The sequence below is a fragment of the Chryseobacterium sp. MYb7 genome (assembly GCF_002979455.1).
Taxonomy (GTDB): domain Bacteria; phylum Bacteroidota; class Bacteroidia; order Flavobacteriales; family Weeksellaceae; genus Chryseobacterium.
On the sequence record NZ_PCOU01000003.1, the window covers coordinates 175630 to 196057 of the forward strand.

Annotated in this window: 25 protein-coding genes; 17 read left to right on the plus strand and 8 right to left on the minus strand. The window is 35.1% G+C overall.

The features are described 5' to 3' along the window. Positions 1–295 precede the first annotated feature (295 nt). From CQ046_RS04270 to CQ046_RS04290, 5 genes are all read left to right on the plus strand, one after another. Positions 296–1225 carry a helix-turn-helix domain-containing protein gene (locus CQ046_RS04270; RefSeq protein WP_105701080.1) on the plus strand — a complete coding sequence of 310 codons (930 nt, stop codon included), beginning with the start codon at positions 296–298 and terminating at the stop codon, positions 1223–1225. Beyond that, entirely contained in the window at positions 1222–2028 is an 807-nt protein-coding gene (locus CQ046_RS04275) for a helix-turn-helix transcriptional regulator (protein WP_105701081.1), read from the plus strand. Before CQ046_RS04270 ends, CQ046_RS04275 begins: the two co-directional genes overlap by 4 nt. Before the next feature lie 120 nt (positions 2029–2148). Beyond that, positions 2149–2988 carry an SDR family NAD(P)-dependent oxidoreductase gene (locus tag CQ046_RS04280; RefSeq protein WP_105701082.1) on the plus strand — a complete coding sequence of 280 codons (840 nt, stop codon included), beginning with the start codon at positions 2149–2151 and terminating at the stop codon, positions 2986–2988. Between the two features lie 166 nt (positions 2989–3154). Further along, positions 3155–4069, plus strand: coding sequence for a helix-turn-helix domain-containing protein (locus CQ046_RS04285; RefSeq protein ID WP_105701083.1), 915 nt, complete (start codon positions 3155–3157; stop codon positions 4067–4069). Between the two features lie 93 nt (positions 4070–4162). Then, positions 4163–5821 carry a serine hydrolase domain-containing protein gene (locus CQ046_RS04290; RefSeq protein WP_105701084.1) on the plus strand — a complete coding sequence of 553 codons (1659 nt, stop codon included), beginning with the start codon at positions 4163–4165 and terminating at the stop codon, positions 5819–5821. A gap of 81 nt (positions 5822–5902) precedes the next feature. On the opposite strand, the gene rimM is transcribed toward CQ046_RS04290, so the two are convergent. The 5 genes from rimM to CQ046_RS04320 form a co-directional block, all read right to left on the minus strand. After that, complete coding sequence (rimM, locus tag CQ046_RS04295) at positions 5903–6445, minus strand: ribosome maturation factor RimM (RefSeq protein ID WP_105701085.1); 543 nt, start codon at positions 6443–6445, stop codon at positions 5903–5905. Between the two features lie 14 nt (positions 6446–6459). Then, positions 6460–7026 carry a 30S ribosomal protein S16 gene (locus tag CQ046_RS04300; RefSeq protein WP_105701086.1) on the minus strand — a complete coding sequence of 189 codons (567 nt, stop codon included), beginning with the start codon at positions 7024–7026 and terminating at the stop codon, positions 6460–6462. A 118-nt stretch (positions 7027–7144) separates the two neighbouring features. Further along, positions 7145–7729 (minus strand): hypothetical protein, encoded by a 585-nt coding sequence (locus CQ046_RS04305; RefSeq protein WP_105701087.1) that lies wholly within the window; start codon positions 7727–7729, stop codon positions 7145–7147. Continuing rightward, complete coding sequence (locus CQ046_RS04310; RefSeq protein ID WP_105701088.1) at positions 7730–8239, minus strand: nitroreductase; 510 nt, start codon at positions 8237–8239, stop codon at positions 7730–7732. A gap of 141 nt (positions 8240–8380) precedes the next feature. Beyond that, positions 8381–8830, minus strand: a complete 450-nt coding sequence (locus CQ046_RS04320) for a hypothetical protein (RefSeq protein ID WP_105701090.1) — start codon at positions 8828–8830, stop codon at positions 8381–8383. A gap of 133 nt (positions 8831–8963) precedes the next feature. Between CQ046_RS04320 and CQ046_RS04325 the strand changes: the two genes are divergently transcribed. Continuing rightward, entirely contained in the window at positions 8964–9323 is a 360-nt protein-coding gene (locus CQ046_RS04325) for a DUF805 domain-containing protein (RefSeq protein WP_105701091.1), read from the plus strand. Between the two features lie 35 nt (positions 9324–9358). On the opposite strand, the gene CQ046_RS04330 is transcribed toward CQ046_RS04325, so the two are convergent. Next, a complete protein-coding gene (locus tag CQ046_RS04330) occupies positions 9359–9889 on the minus strand; it encodes an SRPBCC family protein (protein ID WP_105701092.1) in 531 nt (176 codons plus the stop codon). 212 nt (positions 9890–10101) lie between these two features. Here CQ046_RS04330 and CQ046_RS04335 point away from each other — a divergent pair, with 212 nt between their 5' ends. The 9 genes from CQ046_RS04335 to CQ046_RS04375 all read left to right on the plus strand — a co-directional run bounded on the left by CQ046_RS04335 (position 10102) and on the right by CQ046_RS04375 (position 17002). After that, on the plus strand, positions 10102–12138 hold the full coding sequence (locus CQ046_RS04335; RefSeq protein ID WP_105701137.1) for a M3 family metallopeptidase: 2037 nt from the start codon (positions 10102–10104) through the stop codon (positions 12136–12138). A gap of 92 nt (positions 12139–12230) precedes the next feature. After that, the gene (locus CQ046_RS04340; protein WP_105701093.1) at positions 12231–12650 is read left to right on the plus strand and encodes a DUF1801 domain-containing protein; all 420 of its coding nucleotides are present in this window, start codon (positions 12231–12233) and stop codon (positions 12648–12650) included. Between the two features lie 51 nt (positions 12651–12701). Then, complete coding sequence (locus tag CQ046_RS04345; protein WP_105701094.1) at positions 12702–13085, plus strand: tetratricopeptide repeat protein; 384 nt, start codon at positions 12702–12704, stop codon at positions 13083–13085. Positions 13086–13113: 28 nt separating this feature from the next. Beyond that, positions 13114–13314 (plus strand): YqaE/Pmp3 family membrane protein, encoded by a 201-nt coding sequence (locus CQ046_RS04350; protein ID WP_228406875.1) that lies wholly within the window; start codon positions 13114–13116, stop codon positions 13312–13314. Between the two features lie 164 nt (positions 13315–13478). After that, positions 13479–13799, plus strand: a complete 321-nt coding sequence (locus CQ046_RS04355; RefSeq protein ID WP_105701095.1) for an ArsR/SmtB family transcription factor — start codon at positions 13479–13481, stop codon at positions 13797–13799. Between the two features lie 62 nt (positions 13800–13861). Further along, positions 13862–14365 carry an SRPBCC domain-containing protein gene (locus CQ046_RS04360; RefSeq protein WP_105701096.1) on the plus strand — a complete coding sequence of 168 codons (504 nt, stop codon included), beginning with the start codon at positions 13862–13864 and terminating at the stop codon, positions 14363–14365. A gap of 3 nt (positions 14366–14368) precedes the next feature. After that, entirely contained in the window at positions 14369–14782 is a 414-nt protein-coding gene (locus tag CQ046_RS04365) for an SRPBCC family protein (RefSeq protein ID WP_105701097.1), read from the plus strand. Between the two features lie 278 nt (positions 14783–15060). Continuing rightward, complete coding sequence (locus tag CQ046_RS04370; RefSeq protein WP_105701098.1) at positions 15061–15792, plus strand: class I SAM-dependent methyltransferase; 732 nt, start codon at positions 15061–15063, stop codon at positions 15790–15792. 106 nt (positions 15793–15898) lie between these two features. Next, positions 15899–17002 carry a serine hydrolase domain-containing protein gene (locus CQ046_RS04375; RefSeq protein WP_105701099.1) on the plus strand — a complete coding sequence of 368 codons (1104 nt, stop codon included), beginning with the start codon at positions 15899–15901 and terminating at the stop codon, positions 17000–17002. A 10-nt stretch (positions 17003–17012) separates the two neighbouring features. Here CQ046_RS04375 and CQ046_RS04380 read toward each other — a convergent pair whose 3' ends face one another. Next, complete coding sequence (locus CQ046_RS04380) at positions 17013–18419, minus strand: MFS transporter (protein WP_105701100.1); 1407 nt, start codon at positions 18417–18419, stop codon at positions 17013–17015. A 41-nt stretch (positions 18420–18460) separates the two neighbouring features. Next, entirely contained in the window at positions 18461–19024 is a 564-nt protein-coding gene (locus CQ046_RS04385) for a TetR/AcrR family transcriptional regulator (RefSeq protein ID WP_105701139.1), read from the minus strand. A 205-nt stretch (positions 19025–19229) separates the two neighbouring features. Here CQ046_RS04385 and CQ046_RS04390 point away from each other — a divergent pair, with 205 nt between their 5' ends. Continuing rightward, the gene (locus CQ046_RS04390; protein WP_105701140.1) at positions 19230–19610 is read left to right on the plus strand and encodes a VOC family protein; all 381 of its coding nucleotides are present in this window, start codon (positions 19230–19232) and stop codon (positions 19608–19610) included. A 94-nt stretch (positions 19611–19704) separates the two neighbouring features. Continuing rightward, entirely contained in the window at positions 19705–20328 is a 624-nt protein-coding gene (locus CQ046_RS04395; protein WP_105701101.1) for a hypothetical protein, read from the plus strand. Positions 20329–20428: the final 100 nt, after the last annotated feature.

Consider the following 20428-nt stretch of genomic DNA (forward strand, 5'->3'; position numbering starts at 1 on the left):
TATAGTTCAAAATTATCTACTGAAGACACAGTTCCGAATGTGAAAAAAAATTAAAAAAAACATCCTGTTTGCGAAAATCACAAAATGAGGGGTTGGAAGCGGGAAGAAGGAAGCTGGAAGTTACTTTGAGTGATCAATAGTAATAGTGATTATAAATTCAGTTACTTTTAAATTGTTATTGTTTCTTTCGCCCTGCAAGACTTCCCTTCCCCCAGCTTCAGGCTTCCCGCCTTCTAAACAGAAAATCAAAAACTCTTTCCACAAAAAATACTACATTTGTGAAAATCACAAAACTATGCACCAGGAAGCTCTGCTCAAGGAAATCCGAAGAAAAATAGGTGAGAAATCTTTAAATGATGAGATCGCCAATATTCTTAATATCAGCTATGATGCCGCTCACAGAAGGACTTCTATGAAAGCCAAGTTCAGTTTCGAAGAAGCACTGGAGCTCGCCAAATACTATCAGATCTCGCTGGATCAGTTTCTGGGAACGGAAAATCAGTTGGTTGTAAAGAGAACACAACCTGTAAAAACCACCGAAGATCTTTTAAACTATTTCGAAAACTCTTTGAAGATTTTGAATGTTTTTCAGAATATTACCAATTCCAAAGTATTTTATTCCGCAAAAGACATCCCATTTTTTTATACCATTTCAGATTCCATTCTGTCCCGTTTCAAGTTTTATGTCTGGATGAATTTACTGAATCAGGATAAGTTCCTGAGTCCGTTTCATGAATTTAATATGGAATACCATTCTGTAAAGAATGATCTGCTGAAAGATCTTTACGATAAACAAAACGTAACGGAAATATGGAATGACACTACGATTATGAGTGCTTTGAGACAAATCTCATTCTATTATGAAATGGGATTATTAAAGAAAAATGATGTGGATCTCATTCTGGAAGACCTGAGAAAACTACTGGAAGGACTTGAAATCAAAACGCTGGAAAAAACTAATTTTCAGATTTATGTGAATGATTTAGTAATTTTAAACAACAGTATTTTATTCAAAAATGAAGAACAGTGTTCCTTTTTTGTGCCTTTCAGCATGTTCGGATATATGATGACCAATGATAAAATAACGTGTGAAGATTCCCTGAGCTATTTTGAGCATCAGATCAAGAACTCCAGATCACTGAATGAATCCGGAAACCGCGAAAGGAAAATGTTTTTCAATAAAATGTATGAACAGATTGACCGGTTAAAACAAAATTTATCATGAATACTCTTCGTAACGGCGAATATTTTGGAGACACCAATCAGATCGTCAATCTGGAAGGATTGACCATCACCGATACGGAGTATACGCATCCTTACGTAGACTGGCATTATCATGAAAATGCTTATTTCACTTTTCTTCTGCAAGGCAATATGACGGAAGGAAACAGAAAAGAAGTCCATGGCTGTTCTGCAGGAACATTATTATATCATCATTGGGAAGATCCGCATTACAATATTAAACCTGATGTTTTTACACGAGGCTTTCATATCGAGCTTTCACAAAATTGGTTTGACCGGTTCGATATTCAGAAAAGTAAAGTGGAAGGCAGCTTTAATATAAAAGATCCGGCACTGAAACTTCTGGTTTATCAGATGTTCAAGGAAACAAAAACCCATGATATTTCGTTTGAACTCGCTGTCAATCAGCTGTTAATCCATCTTTTCAGTCAGTTAACCCATCAAAAGGAAAATACTGAAAGAAAACCTTTATGGGTAGGTCAGATCAATGAGATTCTGCATGAAAGCTTTACGGAAAATCTTAATCTTACGGAACTTTCCAAAACACTGAACATCCATCCTATTCATCTCAGCAGGGATTTTCACAAGTATTTTCATTGCAATCTGGGTGAATATCTCAGAAAATTAAAGCTCAACAAATCTCTTGAACTTCTCACTTTGCCTAATTCTTTGACAGATATTGCCATGGAATGTGGTTTTTCAGATCAAAGTCATTTTATCAGATGTTTTAAAGAAAATATGGGAATTACTCCTTTGAAATACAGAAATCTTCTGAAAAATTATTAAAATCTATCTGAATACAATCACCATTCACGATTTGGATACATCATTCCCCGATTTGGATACATTTCCCTTTTCGTAAGTTTCCATCTTTGTACCATCATTTAAACAAAAAAATATTTAAAAATGGAAACAAAGAAAGTATGGTTCGTGACAGGAGCTTCAAAAGGCTTAGGATTCGAGTTGGTAAAAAAATTACTATCCGAAGGATTTCAGGTTGCTGCTACAAGCCGTACCGTTGAATCCCTGATCTCTACTATCGGAGAAACTTCAGAAAACTTCCTTCCGCTCAGCGTCAACATTACAGACAATAACGACATTAAATCTGCCATTGAAAAAACAGTTAATCATTTCGGACGAATTGATGTGGTGGTCAACAATGCAGGCTATGGACAAATCGGAACTCTGGAAGAACTTACCGATGAGGAAGCAAGAGAAAATTATGCGGTGAATGTTTTCGGAACCTTAAATGTGATCAGAAATGCAATGCCTTATCTTCGTGAACAAAGATCAGGAAACATCTTCAATATTTCTTCTGTGGGCGGATACTCTGCTAATTTTCCGGGCTGGGGAATCTATTGTTCAACAAAATTTGCCGTTGCCGGATTTACAGAAGCGCTGGCTGAAGAAGTAAAAGATTTTGGAGTTCACGCTACCGTTGTTTATCCAGGATATTTCCGTACAGATTTCTTAACCAAAGATTCTGTGAAAACACCTTCTAATCCTATTCAGGCTTATGAAGCAGCAAGAAATTCGGAACAGGCTCACCTTAATGAAATCAATGGAAACCAGCCTAATGATCCTGAAAAAGCAGCTGATGTTCTGATCCAAATCAGTAAAGAGAAAAATCCTCCGGTACATTTATTATTAGGGGTAGGAACGATGGAATTTCTGAATAACAAAATTGATATTTTAAAGAAAGACGCTGAGAAATGGGAAACTCTTACCGTTTCTACTGCGATTTAATCTGGTAATATTCTTCGACTCCGCTCAAGATGACATTCCTAATACTTACTATTTTAATTTAATCGAATAAATTAAATATAAAACTTTAGAAAAATCAGCTGGCCGGAGTAGAAGACTTTTTGAATCAGTCCATTATCCTTTTTACAAAAACAACTAACTTCGCTCTATGAAACAGCCTATTCGTTTTAATTCCATTTCAGATTTTCATGCTTTCTGTGGCCTTCCCAATCCTGAACATCCTCTGATCAGTTTGATAGATTACAGTAAAGTCAATTATATTGTGGAAAATGATGAATTGAAATGGATTCAGAATTTTTACTCTATTGGCCTTAAAAAAAATGTCAGCCCAAAGTTCAATTATGGGCAGCAGCAATATGATTTCAATTCAGGAGTACTTTGCTTTGTTTCGCCTCAGCAATATTTAAGTCTTGAAGTCAATCCCGATGTTCAGGTAAATCCCACCGGATTTTTATTGCTTATTCATCCTGATTTTCTGTGGAATACTTCTTTAACAAAGAAAATAAAATCTTATGATTTCTTCAGCTATCAGGTGAAAGAAGCTCTTTTTCTTTCCGATAAAGAAGAGAAAACCCTTGTTGATATTTTTAAAAATATTGAACGGGAATATCAGGCAAACACCGATAGATTTACGCAGGAACTAATTATTTCACAGATTGAATTATTACTGGTTTACTCAGATCGTTTTTATGAACGTCAATTTTTCACCAGAAAAAAATCAAGTCACGAATTATTGTACAAGTTCGAAGAGATCCTTTCCCAGTGTTTCGAAAACGGAAATCTCCTTGAAAACGGAATTCCATCCGTTAAAACTATTGCTGAGCAAATGAATATTTCGCCCAATTATCTGGGAACACTACTCCGTTTACATACTCAGCAAAATACACAGCAGCATATTCAAAATAGATTAATTGATTCTGCTAAAGAGCGGTTGAGTACCACCAGTTTATCTGTAAGCGAAATTGCTTATGAACTAGGATTCGAACATCCACAATCTTTCAGTAAGCTCTTTAAACAGAAAACCAGTCATTCTCCGGGAGAATTCAGAAAGCTATTTAATTAAACTCTGTAGAGATTAATAATACATTAGAAATGTTAATTTCATTCTATTTTAGCATAAGGAAGTTCATTATTTTTGTTTAAATACTTTTTTAAGATGAAACCTATCCTATTATTGATCTTTATCTTTACATTTTATTCTTATCAGGGACAAAGTAGAAATATTGTCAATCCTGAGAAAATCGAGAATCCGATTCAGAAAAAATACTCCGGAAAAATTGTTTTTCTTACCCAAAACATTGCGCTGGAAAATCTGAAAGATTCAGATTTCCTCACTTCTTCTGTATTTCAGGAAAATGGAGATCTGGGGATTCATGCTTTCTTTGACAATTCTCTTGTCAACTATCTTCATCAGCTTGAACCCAGCTGGACTATTGATGAATTGCTTAAAAAAGGAAATTATCAATTCTCATTTTATGTAGATGGAAAGCTTATCTATAAAGAAAATCTCAATACAGGTGCGGGGACTCCGGACAGTAAAAAAATCAAAACTTCATTGCGAATTCCTCTTGTCAGCAGTAAAAATGAAGATTCATGGGGAAGGTATTTATGGATGCGTTTTTATATGGCTCATAACGGAATTGATGCACTGACAGCTGGAAATCACATTTTGAAAATTGAAATCCGGCCTTATCTCAATACTGGCACCATTAAAACAGGCCCTGTCATTGCGGAAGGGCAGATCAATCTTACCGTTCCTTCTCAAAACATTCCGGAGCAGCAAATTGCACTTCAACCCATTCACTCTAATAGCGGATGGAAGGTTTCTCAGGAAAAAATCAATAAGGAAACCATCAGAAACCTGAATAAGAAAATTGCAGAAAACAGGTTTAAAAATATAACCGGAGTTGTCGTTATAAAAGAAGGGAAATTGCTTCTTGAAGAATATTTCAACGGATCCGGAAGAGACTCCTTGCAAGACACCCGTTCAGTAGGAAAGTCTTTTTCTTCAGCTTTAACGGGAATCGCGATCAAAGATGGATATTTAAAGAGTGAGAATCAAAATCTGAAGGAATTTTATGACCTGAAGCCCTTTAAAAATTATGCTTCACAAAAAGACAATGTCACGATAAAAAGCTTATTGACAATGAGCTCAGGATTCGACGGAAACGATGAAAATTATGAATCTCCCGGAAATGAAGAAAATATGTATCCCACTGAAAACTGGATTAAGTTTATATTAGATCTGCCCATGACAGAGAATACAATAGGGAAAAATTGGAGTTATTTCACAGCTGGGGTTGTATTAACAGGAGATATTTTAGATAAAAAAGTTCCACAAGGTTTGGAAAAATATGCTGATAAGAAGTTATTTCAACCTCTTGGAATCACCAACTATAAATGGCAGTTTACACCACAGCAAAAGCCTTCACTGGCGGGAGGACTACGTATGAAAACACTTGATTTTGCAAAATTCGGACAGTTGTATAAAAATAACGGAGTGTGGAATGGAAAAACAATATTGAGTAAGGACTGGATTAAAAAATCTTTCACCAATTATTTTACTGATAATCCTGATTTTGAAGGATATGGATATTTATTCTGGAGAAAGGTTTACACGGTGGGAAACAAAAGTTATGAAGCTTTCCAATCCAGTGGAAATGGGGGAAATAAAATCATTATTTTCATTCAAATACCAGTTGTCATAGTAATTACTGCACAAGCTTACAACAAACCGTATGCACACCAGCAATCTGAGAAAATAGTACAGGATTATCTTTTACCCTCCTTAAAAATGAGTAATGAAAATCAGTAATGTAGTAGTAAGTAAAGTAATGTGGAAAAGTGAGAAAGAATTGCTTATTGCTTATTGCTTATTGCTTATTGCTTATTAAAGCTATTCGTCTTTCTTGGATGGAACAAGGAATACATCAATAAGACCTTCAGGAAGTTCCATTTTGATTGTTCTTTCTTCTCTGTCAACTTCAAGAATCCAGTCTTTGATCATAGGAATAACCACTTCTTTTCCATCCAGATTGGTAACGAAATACACCTGTGCCGTCTGATCGTTTACAGATCTGATCACTCCACAGTTGTTATCATTTTGATCAAAAATTTCGAATCCAATGATTTCGTGGTAATAGAATTGTTTTCCTGAAAGTTTAGGCAATGAAGTAAGCGGAAGGTAAACACTTTTACCCAACACCTGATCTACTAGAGCCTCAGAAGAGTTTTTGAATGCAAGATTCAGAGCATCAAGTTTGCTCCATGATGATTTTTCAATAAAAAATGGAACCAATAATCCGTTGATTTCAACGAATATTGATTCCAATTTATTGTAAAGCTCGGGTTGATCGGTATCCAATTTAAGGATTACGTTACCCGCAAGTCCATGTCTGCGTGTGATTTTTCCTAAAAAATAGCAATCTTCTTTACGCATAACAGGGTTTGTTCTTAAGCTTCAGTGTTTTCTTCAGTTTCAGCAGCAGGAGCTTCTCCTTCTGTAGCTTCAGCAACAACTTCTTCAGCAGGTGCGTTTGCAGCTTCTTCAGCAGCTTTAGCATCAGCTTCAGCTTGTGCTGCAGCAGCAACTCTAGCTTCGTTTACTTTTACTTCAGCTTCTAAAGCAGCTTTCTTAGCATCAGCTTTAGCAGTTGCTAAACCTTCTACTTTACCTTGTACTTTAGAATCTTTAGCTTCTACCCAAGCATTGAATCTTTTTTCAGCTTCAGCTTCGTCAAAAGCACCTTTAGCTACACCACCTTGTAAGTGTTTTTTGTAAAGAGCACCTTTGTAAGATAGAATAGCTCTAGCAGTATCAGTAGGCTGAGCACCGTTGTTTAACCACTGTACAGCAGAATCAACGTTCAATTCGATAGTTGCTGGGTTAGTAATTGGGTTGTAAGTTCCTAGTTTTTCGATGAATTTACCATCTCTTCTAGCTCTAGAATCTGCAACCACGATGTGGAAAAAAGGTTTTCCTTTTTTACCGTGTCTTTGTAATCTGATTTTTACTGACATAATGTTTGAATTTTATGGGAACTCGTCCCAGTTAAATATTTAAGAGTGCAAAGATAGTAAAAAAGTTTGAAGTAAAAAGCTCAAAGTAAAAAGTTTTATAAATTCAAATTATTTTTTTCTAACCAAGCATAGCAAGAGAGAATATTGTTGAAATAATTACGGAAATAAGAACAGCCATAAAAACAACAAAATTATCCCGCGTCTTTCCCGTAATTCCATAGATCACGAAATAGTTGATGATATAAACAGGTACCAGCAGAAAAAATGAAAATTCTCCTGTAGATGTCATCACAGCCTTAAAAAAAAGAAGTCCGGTAACAGAAGCTGCTACAAGTCCTAAAAGGCTTTTAAAAATTATTTTCGAATCTATTTTATCATTTTCTTTTACTTTTGAAAACTGATCAAATTTATCCAGAATAAAAACTTTCAAATCACTGCTTCCGATCATTTTCGAAGAGATCGTTTCAAGAATAGTATCTATCTTTTCTCCCTTTTGTACCATTTTGTGTACTTCAAATGAGATTCTCCCTTTTTCTTTAACTAAAACCTTCCTGAATTCTGCTGCTTTTACAAATTCATCATAATTGAATTGCTGACTGATGGCTTCACGCAGTTCATCATTGATTGTACCGGTATGATCAGTCATATGAAGATAAGCAGCATGCAGATCTTCTTCATTATAATTTCTGTAAATATTCTTCATCTATACCATTCCCATATAGAAAAGTCCCAGACATTGCTGGTTTTCTTCAATAATCAAGGAATCTTTCAACTCCTCTACAATTTTAGGAGAGCTCCAGTAACACCCGATATTATTTGCTGTACAGGTAAGATACATATTCTGAACGGCCATTGAAGTTGCTGCTATTTCTTCCCATTCAGGAACCATTCCGCTGAAATTGACTACGATGGAAACTACAACATTGGCTTTATTGATTTTAAAACCGATATCTGCGTATTTTTTTTCTAAGAAAAGCTGTTCGGGTGTAATTGCTTTATAGATTGCCTGCATTTCTGATGCCAGCTGTGCTTTTTCTTCTCCTTTGAATATCTTGAAACGCCAAGGTTTAGTACGTTTATGATTGGGAGCAAATGTGGCAGAGTTTACAATTTCCTCTACAACTTCCTGAGATATCTCTGTGTCTGTATAATCTTTTGGGAAAATACTTCTTCTTTGCTCTATAATTTCTTTTAAAATGGATGCATTATTCATACAACAAAATTACGAAAAAGATGGATGCAGGAAGCGGAATGAAGGAAGTTTAATGTTTAGTGGGATAATAGAAATATTAAAAGCTTATCAAAATTACTTTTTACTTTTTACTTTTTACTTTTTACTTTTTACTTTTTACTTTTACAAAACCTCTATAATCTTCTGATGGATTTGGTTCAGGGTAAATTCATCGCCAGGCTTCATCCCCATCATTTTTTTGGCCATAGGACTTTCGGGAGAGATGGCGTAGAACCTGTCTCCCTCAAAAAAAAACTCCCCTAATGACACAGATATATAAAATCTGGCTTTGTTCGTGATAACCAGAGAACCAAGCTGCACTTTTTCTGTAGCTGTATTCAGTACTTTTGCCATATTTCTTTTAAGATCATTCAAAGCCCCCAGTTGTCGCTGCATCTGATAGATCTCCTCCTGTATTTCTTCTCTCATGCTGTCATACTTCGGAGTTTTTTTGATGTCGCGACTGGCTTCCAGGGTAAATTCAATAAAGTTTTTAAGCTTTTCAATTTTCTCTGCGATGGTGGTCTTCACAAAGTCTCTGATATCACTTTTTTCAAATACGATCTTCTCCATACAATCTATTCTTTATATAAAGATAATATTTTTAGAATAATATTTCCCGGGCTTAACATAAAATAATGCTCACAAAATAACCATTATCTTTTAAAAAATTATCTTTAGATTTGCCTTTTTTAAAACTAAAACCATGTTTAAAGCACCATTTTCATTTGATGGAAGAATCAGAAGGACAGAATACGGATTGTCCTATCTTCTATATCTGGTATTTTCTGTACCTTTTAATATCTACTTTCAGAGTAACGAACCATCAGGCAGTGTTACTTTTGTATTCTTTCTTTTACTGATTCCATTTCTTTGGTTTCTTCTTGCACAAGGGGCAAAAAGATGTCACGACAGAGGAAATTCCGGTTGGTATCAATTAATTCCTTTCTATAGTTTATGGATGTTATTCGCAGACAGCGATCACGGTCCTAATGAGTATGGTCCTAATCCTAAAGGTGAAGGCAACTATAACTCCATCAACGAGATTGGTAAGAAAGAATTGTAATAAAAAAGCCTTGTAAAATTTACAAGGCTTTCATTTTATTTTTCAGCTAGTTTCTTCAGATCACCTAGCCCCTGGCTAAACATTTTATCCATGTTTCCGTTCATCAAAGGTTTCATAATCTTCATCATAGGAGTAAGCTCATTATCTATCATCCAGGTCACTTTGGTACCGCTTCCTTCAGGAGCCATAATGAAATTCGCTTTCATATCTCCTTCAAAAGGTTCTACAAAGTGAAGTTTTGTACCCATTTTTTGGTTTGGAATCAGCTCAGTAATCGACTGTTCTCCCTCTCCTACATTTTTATCTCCTTTCCAATGATAGGAATCTCCTACTTTATCTCCATTTCCGGAATAGGTAATGACAATATTTTTATCAGCTTTGGAAAAAGGATCCCATTGATTATATCCTTTTAAATTACCTGTATAGGTCCATACTTTTTCCTGTGGTGCATTGATAACAATAGATTTTTCATAGTGGTAATCTTTACTGAAAGCCAGCATGGCAATTACAGCATAGATGAGAATCAGTACGATAATGGTACCAATAATTTTTAAGAGTGTTTTCATAGTCTACATATTTAAGGTTATTTATTTTAATAATGATGTTCAAATCTGTTTTCAAAATTAAATATTCCCACATCACTCCCTCTTTCCATATGACAAGATTAATTAAAGATAAGGTATTTTTGTCACAACTTGCCACTGAGGCATTATTTTTGACCGTTTCAGCTGTGGTTCCCAATGAATCATTAAATTTACCTTATATAAAAAGATCAAAAATGAATATTTTAACAGAAAAATTTAACACACCATATCATTCAGCTCCATTCAATAGCATTAAAAATGAAGATTATCTTCCTGCATTTAAGGATTTGATTCAAAAATCTGAAGCAGAAGTTGATGCTATTGTCAACAATCCTGATGCGCCCAATTTTGAAAATGTAATTGAAGCATTGGCCTATTCCGGGGAACAGCTGGACGTGGTTTCTAATATTTTTTTCAATTTAAATTCTGCAGAGACCAGCGACGAAATCCAGCAGATTGCTCAGGAAGTTTCTCCGATCTTAACAGAATATTCTTCAAAAATTTCTCAGAACGAAGCTCTTTTCAGCAAAATCAAAAAAGTATATGATGAAAAGGAAAAATATAATCTTAATGAAGAGCAGGAAATGCTTTTGAATGAGACCTACAAAGGTTTTGTAAGAAGCGGCGCTTTATTGAATGAGAAAGACAAAGAAAAATTAAAGAAAATCAGCATGGATCTTTCTTTAAAATCTTTACAGTTCGGACAAAATGTACTGGCTTCTACGAATGCTTATTTTAAACATATCACGAATAAAAAAGATCTTGCAGGAATTCCTGAAGCCATCATCGATCAATATGCTGAGGAAGCTAAAGAAAGAAACCTTGAAGGCTGGGTTGTGACTTTACAATATCCAAGCTATATTCCGTTTATGACGTATGCTGAAAACCGTGAACTGAGAAAGGAACTGGCTTTGGCCAATGGTAAAAAATCTTTTGACGGTGGAGAATTTGACAACCAAAACCTTATTAAAGAGCTTCTGAATTTAAAGCAGCAAAAAGCTGAGCTTATCGGATATAAAAACTATGCAGATTTTGTACTGGAAGAGAGAATGGCTAAATCTCCGGTAAAAGTTTTAGATTTTTTGAATGAACTTTTAACGAAAGCAAAACCTTATGCTGATAAAGAAATTGAAGAATTAAAAGCTTTAGCAAAAGCCGATGGAATTGATGAAATGCAAGGTTACGACCACGCATTCTATGCTGAAAAACTTCGTAAGGCTAAATTCGATCTTAATGATGAAGAACTAAAGCCTTATTTCCCATTAAATCAGGTTCAGGATGCAGTATTCGGGCTGACTGGAAAACTTTTCGGACTGAGTTTTGAGGAGAGAAATGACATTCCGAAATACCATGAAGATGTAAAAGTATACGAAGTAAAGGAGGCCTTCGACTCCGCTCAGACTGGCAGCTACAAGGCATTATTATACGTTGATTATTTTCCAAGAAAAGGGAAAAGGGCCGGAGCATGGATGACCAGCTACAAAAACCAATACAAGCAAAACGGTGAAAATTCCCGTCCGCACATTTCAATTGTCTGCAACTTCAGCAAACCGACAAAAGATAGTCCTAGCTTACTGACGTTCCAGGAGGTGACTACTCTATTCCACGAATTCGGACACGCTCTTCACGGAATGATGGCGGATACTCAATATCCTACCCTTTCCGGAACTTCCGTAAAATGGGATTTTGTGGAACTTCCATCACAGTTCCTGGAAAACTTCTGTTATGAACCGGAGTTTCTAAAAACATTTGCAAAGCATTATAAAACCGGAGAAGTACTTCCCGACGAAAAAATTGAGAAAATCGAACAGTCTAAAAACTTCATGGAAGGGTATCAGACTTTAAGACAACTAGGTTTTGGACTTTTGGACATGAACTATCATACAAAAGTGGCAGAACTGGAGAACGAGAGTGTAAAAGAATTTGAGGATAAATATACCAAAGCAACCACTCTTTATCCTTCCAACTCAGAGACAGCAATGAGCCCAAGTTTCTCACACATTTTTCAGGGAGGATATTCTGCAGGATATTATTCTTACAAATGGGCAGAAGTTTTGGATGCCGATGCTTTCCAATATTTTAAAGAAAATGGCATCTTCAATCCTGAGATTGCAGCCAAATATAAAATACTGCTTTCTTCAGGCGGAACAAAAGACCCAATGGAACTTTACAAAAATTTCAGAGGTAGCGAACCGAAAGTGGAAAGCTTACTGAAAAGAGCATTTGGATAATCAATACGAAAATACAATATAAAAAGAACAGTGATTGCTGTTCTTTTTTGTTTTAAATTAGTCATCCGATAACCTCAATCAATTTCTGATACATGACCATTCAAGAACAAATCCAAGACTATATCAACAGCCAGCCAGAGCTAAAACATAATGACATGCAGCAACTTCACCACATCATTCTGGAGCTGATGCCGGAATGCCAGCTGTGGTTTCTGGATGGTAAAAACAGTGAGAATAAAACCGTTTCCAATCCTAATATTGGATATGGATTGTATACTATGCAATATGCTGGCGGAAAAACCAGAGACTTTTACCAGATTGGAATGAGTGCCAATACAACGGGCATTTCCCTTTATATTATGAATATCAGTGATAAAACCTATTTAGCTAAAACCTATGGAGAAAAAATAGGGAAAGCCAGTGTAACGGGATATTGTATTAAATTCAAAGCTTTGAAAGATATCAACATTGAAATACTGAAAGCTGCAATACTGGATGGAATTAAAGAGTAAAAAGCTAAATTTGCACATTATAAGCAATCATCCATTCTGTAATTTTAAATAATGAGTAGTATAACATTAAGATTAGAAAACGTAAAAAAACTTCAGGCTAAAAGATGGGAAAATGAAGACCATTGGGACACTTTGAACGATCTTTTAGTGAAAGAATTAGAGGAAATTTTACTTATTGAGCCTGAAAACACTTCGGCTTTAATCAATATTGGTGCTATTTATTCTGATATGGGAGAAAATGAAATGGCTCTGGAGTATTTAAAAAAGGCATTGAATTTAGGCTCCAAAGACAAAAATCTCTTTGTAAATCTTGCCATTGTGCTTGTTTATATGGAAAAACATCAGGAAGAGTATTTGGAGTATCTTGAAGAAGCTGAGGATAAAACGGAAGATCCTCTTACTTTCAAAGCCTATTTCGATCCTCAATCCCGTTAAAAAATCAATTCAATTAAAACTCATAATCATGTTATTAGCCATATTACTTCCCTTCTTATCTTTCATGGTCCGTGGAAAAGTTCTCACAGGAATTATCTGTCTGATTTTGCAGATTACCCTGATCGGATGGCTTCCTGCTGCCATTTGGGCTGTACTTTCTTTAAATAATGCAAGAGCAGATCAACGAAATGACAGATTGATCAAAGCCATGCGGGAAAACAAAAGATAAAGTTTATCCAAATCAACCACAAACAACTGATTGAAAACCAATCAATAAACACTATCTATTATTTCTCAAATTTTTGATTTATAAATTTTATTAAAAAAATTTGCGAAACCAAAAAGTTGCACATACATTTGCAACCATATGGTTTCATTTAAAAATCATCATCTATGAGAAGAGATATTTTTCAGGCTATAGCAGATCCCACGCGCAGAGCTATTATTGCATTGATAGCAGTACAGGCAATGACACCGAATGCCATAGCTGAGCATTTTGACACCACCAGACAGGCCGTTTCAAAACATCTGAAAATCCTGACTGAATGCGAATTGGTAACCCCAAATCATCAGGGAAGGGAAATTTATTACTTTTTAGAAATTGATAAAATGAAAGAAATAGATCATTGGCTGGAACAGTTCAGAAAGATCTGGGAAAGCCGTTTTGAGCAGCTTGACACTTTACTGGCAACATTAAAAAGCCAGCAGAAATAAAGGTAGACTTTATAAAACCACCGTGTTTTAATCATTTTAACCAAAACAAACTATAAAATATTATGAAACATCTTCTTCAGTTCGATTTTTTGGCAGACAAGGAAAAGAACACCCTTACAATCAGACGTGAATTTATGGCAGACCGACAAATGGTTTGGGATTGTTACACAAAAAGTAACCTACTCGACCGTTGGTTTGCCCCAAAACCACTGACTACAAAAACAAAATCAATGGAATTCCGTGAAGGCGGTCACTGGCATTATGCAATGGTAGAGCCAAGTGGAACGGAATACTGGGGCTGGGTAAGTTATCACAAGATCAGCCCTATTGATTCTTATACTTCCAGCGATGCCTTCTGTAATGAACAGGGAGAAATCAATGCAAGTCTGCCTCAGGCAGAATGGGTAGTCTCTTTCACAGATAAAAATGAAAATACCCTTGTAGAAACTATTGTCTCCTATCAATCCTTAGCTGATCTGGAAACTATTATTGAGATGGGTATGGAACAGGGCATGATGGCTACTCTTGAAAAACTTGACGAATTATTATTAACATTAAAATCATAAAAAATGAGCCACAAAATCACAGTTTCTGCTACCATCAGTGCAGATGCAAAAAAAGTATGGAATTATTACACCAACCCTGACCATATCACTCAATGGAACTTTGCTGATCCTTCATGGCAATGTCCTTCAGCTTCCAATGATATGAAAGTAGGAGGAAAATACGCAGCAAGAATGGAAGCTAAAGACGGAAGTTTCGGTTTCGACTTTGAAGCAGTTTATGATGAAATAAAAGATGGGGAAAACTTTATGTATACCATGCCAGACGGAAGACAAGTACGTGTTGACTTTAAAGAAAAGGAGGGTCAAACTCATGTAGACGTAGCTTTCGATCCGGAAAATCAAAACCCTGAAGAAATGCAGAAAGGAGGCTGGCAGGCTATTCTTGATAATTTCAAAAAGTATACGGAATCAAATTAAAAAGATTTCAATTAAAAAACTATAATATAAAGCTGGATGTTGAACATTCAGCTTTTTTTCAGTGATCAGCAGCCTCTGAGTTTTGATATAATTGTTGTAAATTTACATAAGAGCCGTTTTCACGAATGAAATTGCAGAAATGATCAATCCCTTAATAGACTGAAAAATTCTCAAAGCCTGAAAGTTTAAGATCTAGAAAAACCTTGACATGGATAGATGATACGCAACATAAAAAAGTCAAAATGACTTTAATTAAAGAACCGTAATTTTTTAAAGCTATGAAAGAAAATAAATACGATAATCCTTCATTTTTTGACCAGTACGAAAAAATGCTTCGTTCTCAGATTGGATTGGAAGGAGCCGGAGAATGGCACACATTGAAGAATATGCTGCCTGATTTTGAAGCTAAAAAGGTTCTTGATTTAGGTTGTGGTTTCGGATGGCATTGCCGTTATGCTATGGAAAATGGCGCAAAATCTGTGATCGGAATTGATCTTTCAGAGAAAATGCTGACAAAAGCTAAAGAGATCAACAATATGGAAGGCATTCAATATGAAAGAAAAGCTTTGGAAGAGGTGAATTATCCTGCAGAAAAATTTGATCTGATACTGAGTTCACTCACATTGCATTATGTAGAATCATTCGATACTCTAGTTCATAATATTTATCAATGGCTTACGCCTGGCGGATCATTTGTTTTCTCGGTAGAACATCCTATTTTTACTGCAGAAGGCGGTCAGGATTGGGTATATGATAAAAATGGGGGAAAAACCTGCTGGCCGGTAGACCGATATTTTATAGAAGGAAAAAGAAACACTACTTTTCTGGGAGAAAATGTAATCAAATATCACCGTACTTTAACTTCTTATTTAAATACTTTATTAAAACACGGCTTCAAAATCAAAGAAGTCATTGAGCCGGAACCTAGTCAGGAAATGTTGAAAGAAATTCCTGAGATGAAAGAGGAACTCCGCAGACCTATGATGTTGCTCATCTCTGTTTCCAAATAATTGTATAGAATAACAACATCTTGAATTAAAAAAAAAAATCAACAACTATATTGTATAACATAGTAATAAAAATAAATCATATCTTTGCATAACAAATTACATAGATATGATTATTAAAAAATTAATACCCGCTTTTGTTCTGATTCCATTTTTAATGAATACAGTGGATGCTCAGCTACAATCAAAAGGATATAAAAAGAAAATTGACAGTATTATTCAGACTGAATTCGGGAATAAAAATGAACCCGGAGGTGTTTTTCTGATCACTCAAAACGGAAAAAATCTGTACCGGAAAGCATTTGGGAAAGCCAATCTTGAACTCAACGTGAATATGACTCCGGATAACGTTTTCCAAATCGGATCAATGACCAAACAGTTTACTGCCATAGCCATTCTGATGCTGGAGCAGGGCGGAAAACTCAATACCAATGATCCCGTTTCAAAATACATCAAAGATTATCCCAATGGAGATAAAATCACGATTCATCATCTTCTGACCCATACTTCAGGAATAAAAGATTTCACGAAAATAAAATCACTTTCTACTATTGCTCAAAAGGAGATGAAGCCAGAAGAGATGGTTAATTTCTTTAAAAATGAACCTGTGGATTTCGCTCCCGGAGAGAAATTTGATTACAACAATTCCGGATATATTGTTTTGGGATATATCATAGAACTGGTTTCCGGAAGTACTTATGAAAACTTTATTAAGAAAAATATTTTTGACAAAGCTGGAATGAGTCATTCTTATTACGCTTCCGACAGAAAAGTTATCCCTCAAAGAGCTTACGGATATCACAAAAAAGAACAGGAATTTGTGAATAAAACCGTCATCAGTTTCAGCATTCCATTTTCTTCCGGCTCACTAATGTCTACTGCAGGTGATATGCTGAAATGGCAGCAGGCTTTGAATCAAAATCTATTGTTAAATTCAAAGGAAACACAAAAAGCTTTTCAAAAATATAAACTGAATAATGGTGAAGAATTTACCTACGGTTACGGATGGCATTTGAAAGATATTAATGGAGTTCCTGATCTCGAACATGGAGGAAGTGTATTCGGATTTAAAAGCATGGGTGTTTACATTCCAAGTGAAGATATTTATGTGATTGGACTCAGCAACTGTGACTGCCATTCTCCTACTGAAGTGACTAAAATGCTTGCGAAAGCAACTTTAAACAAGATAAAAACCTCAACAAAGAAACCTTAAAAACTGTCTTCTATTTTCTATGCCTCATTTCGGGAAGAACATGATCCGGAACTTTAAAAATACTGATCATTACAAATATCAGACAGAAAATATTGATCAGTAATCCCACAGAAAAAGCATTGTGATAATTGTGTATAGCAGATTTTTCTCCCAGAAAATAATAGAAAACACTTCCTACAGCAACAATTCCGATAATGGCAGCAATCTGCTGTAAAGTAGTATAAACACCAGAGGCATTACCAATCAATTTTTCAGGCATTCCTGACAACGCGATATTAGCCAGTGAAGGAATAATAGAACCTATTCCCAGCCCATGCAAGAACAAAAGCAGACAAAAAACCGGAAATTCCATCTGCATTCTGAATAAAAACAACTGAAAAATTAAAACCAAAATAATAAAACTAAGTCCTGCTATCAGGGCCTTTTTCCCATATCGTAAAATAAATTTTACGGAAATAAAAGATGCTAATATAAAACCCAGTCCCTGAAAAACAATAATTTCTCCTGCTTCTAGGGGACTCATCTTTAAACCATTTTGAAAAAAGAGAGATAGGATATAAAAATAGGAATCCAGCATGATAAAAAAGAAAGAAACCGCGATGATTCCGAGATTAAAATTTTTATAACGGAACAGATCAAAATCAATAAGATAAGCTCGTTTATTTTGGATTCTTTTCTTTTGATTTTTTATAAATGTGAATAAAATCCCACCCGAAATGATCATTAATGAAACATTTTTAAAATGGAGACCATCATGATCAGACATCGTCAATGCATAAGTAGCGCAGAACAGTCCTGCAGAAAGGATCAAAACTCCAACTGCATCAAAAGATTGTTTCACAGAAATTTTAGATTCATCCAATAGTTTCAGCGTAAGAAAAACTGCCGGTAAACAAATGGGGATGTTCATCAGAAAAATTAGTCTCCATGGCTCATTCATCATCGTCAGAGATGAAAAATAGCCGCCTAGAAACTGCCCCAAAACCGTTCCTATTCCGATCGTAATTCCGTACCAGCCCATTGCTTTGGTTCGTTCCTGATGATCAGAAAACAGAATCTGTATCATAGACAATACCTGAGGGGCCATCATCGCAGCGCTTATCCCCTGCACAAACCTTGAAATAACCAGCTGTCCTGCTCCTACAGAAAATCCACAGGCAATCGAGCTTATCATAAAAGCAATCAATCCAATCATATAGATCTTTTTTCTCCCGTACAGATCACCCAATCGCCCTCCTGTAATCAGTAAAGAGGCAAATCCAATGAGGTAAGCTGCAATCATAAACTGCATTTTTCCGTTTGAAGCATGAAGATCACGCTGTATGGAAGGGATGGACACATTGATGATAAAAATATCCATGATCGTCAACAACTGACCCAACAATATCACCAATAATTTCAAATACTTATGTTTCATTTTTATATAGATATATCTATTTTTTATGTATCAAAAAAAAGTTAAGGCAATAAACCCTGAACAATTTTTTTCACCTGGTCAAAAGCATCATTTTGTCTATTGATCGTGGATGTAACAACTGCTCCTTCTATTAACAGAAAAATATTTTCTGCTATTAAATCAGAATCTGTCTTCTGCACTTGAACTGCATATTCATTAACGAGTGTTCTAATCATCTCTTTTTGCTTTTCTTTATGCTGTTTAGCAAAAGCTGAGACAGAAGGATTACCCTCTCCTATTTCGGAGACAATTTTAATGAAGTGGCATCCTGCAAACTTTGAAGTCTGCTGCAGTTTTTTTCTGTAATCAATAAGCCCCAGAAGTTTTTCTCTCGGGTTTGAAATTTTAGAAGTACTTTTTTCAAACCCATCAAACCAATCCAGTTCTTCTTTGACAAGATAGGCCTGAAGAAGATCATTTTTAGATGAAAAGTGATTGTACAAAGAACCAATAGCAATATCAGCTTCAGCAATAATCTGATTGATTCCCGTAGAATTATATCCTTGTTTGTAAAACAGATCTGAAGCAACCCTGATAATTCTTTCGCGTACTTTTTCTTTTTTCATCATAAAAAATTTTTACAAATGTAAATAAAAAATAGATAAGTCTATCTATTTTTTAAATTGAGATAAAAACTTTATTTTAGATTCAGGAAATAATATCCACTGTTTAAACTTTGATATCATGAAACTGCTGCCTTACTTTTTGATCTTTTTGTTGCTAATCAATGTATCTTGTAGTCAGCCACAGAAAACTAATCCTGCAAAAAATATGAAATCTACTAATCCTGTTGTCTACTTTGAAATTCCAGTAAATGATATGAAGCGTGCTGAAAAGTTTTATTCTGCTGTTTTCAACTTTAGTTTTGATAAAGAAATCATAGACGGCTATGAGATGGCTTTGTTTCCTTTTGAAGAAAAAAACAGAGGAATCACAGGAGCATTAGCCAAAGGAGAGGTCTACAAACCTTCAAAAGAGGGTGTCATTATTTATTTTAAAACTGAAGATATTGACCAAACATTGGAAAAAGCTGTTCAATATGGAGGTTCGGTTCTTTATCCGAAAAGAACAGACGAAAAATACGGTTTTGTTGTAGCAGAATTTGAAGACTCAGAAGGAAACAGAATTGCACTTCATGAAACGGCAAAATAGCCATACCATTCAATGCATATTAATTTTTTTAATGCGGTTGACGCATATTTTGTATATTTAAATAACCATTTGAAATCTGATTTGGTAAATAACTATGGCGGAAGAACTTTATTTCATCAAGACCAATCCAACTGTTGCCAAAATTAATTTGTACAATAAGCTCAGCCGTGAAGAAGAAAATATTCTGAAATTTCTTCAGCCTGAAGCGCAAAAAACACTTGAAACCATTAAAGAAAAAGTAAAGGATTCCGTTGAAGAACTCACGCAGGAAGAGCTTTTGCTTATTTTCCAATGGTTCCATCAGGTGTATTCTGCAGATCACGAAGAAACCAAAACACAACTTTTTATCAATGGTATTGACCTTTTTTATGAAATTCCGACTACCCTTCATGCCGACAATTTTCTTCAGATTCTTTCAGATTATGAAAAACTCCTGAAGCAGGAAATGAATTATATTGTTGATTCCAAAAATTTCAATCAATTTCTGATCTACGGAATATTCTTTACAGAAATTCTCAACAGGAAACAGCATCCGGATAATATACTTTGTGAATATCTGAAACCGGATAACCAGAATTTATATCTTCTGGCAGAAAACCAATATAATCTGAAGGATTTTAATACTGCAGTCGTTCCGGATCTTCAGCACTATTTTACTGATCTGTATGATCTCACCAAGTTTTATAAAGGTTCTATCATCAAGCTTGAGCAGGAATAACTTTTTTTGCATCCATATAACATCTTGCATTCAATAACTGTCTTTTATACAAAACTGCTGCTCAAAATACAGTAAGAATAATTATTGAACCAGGATAAAA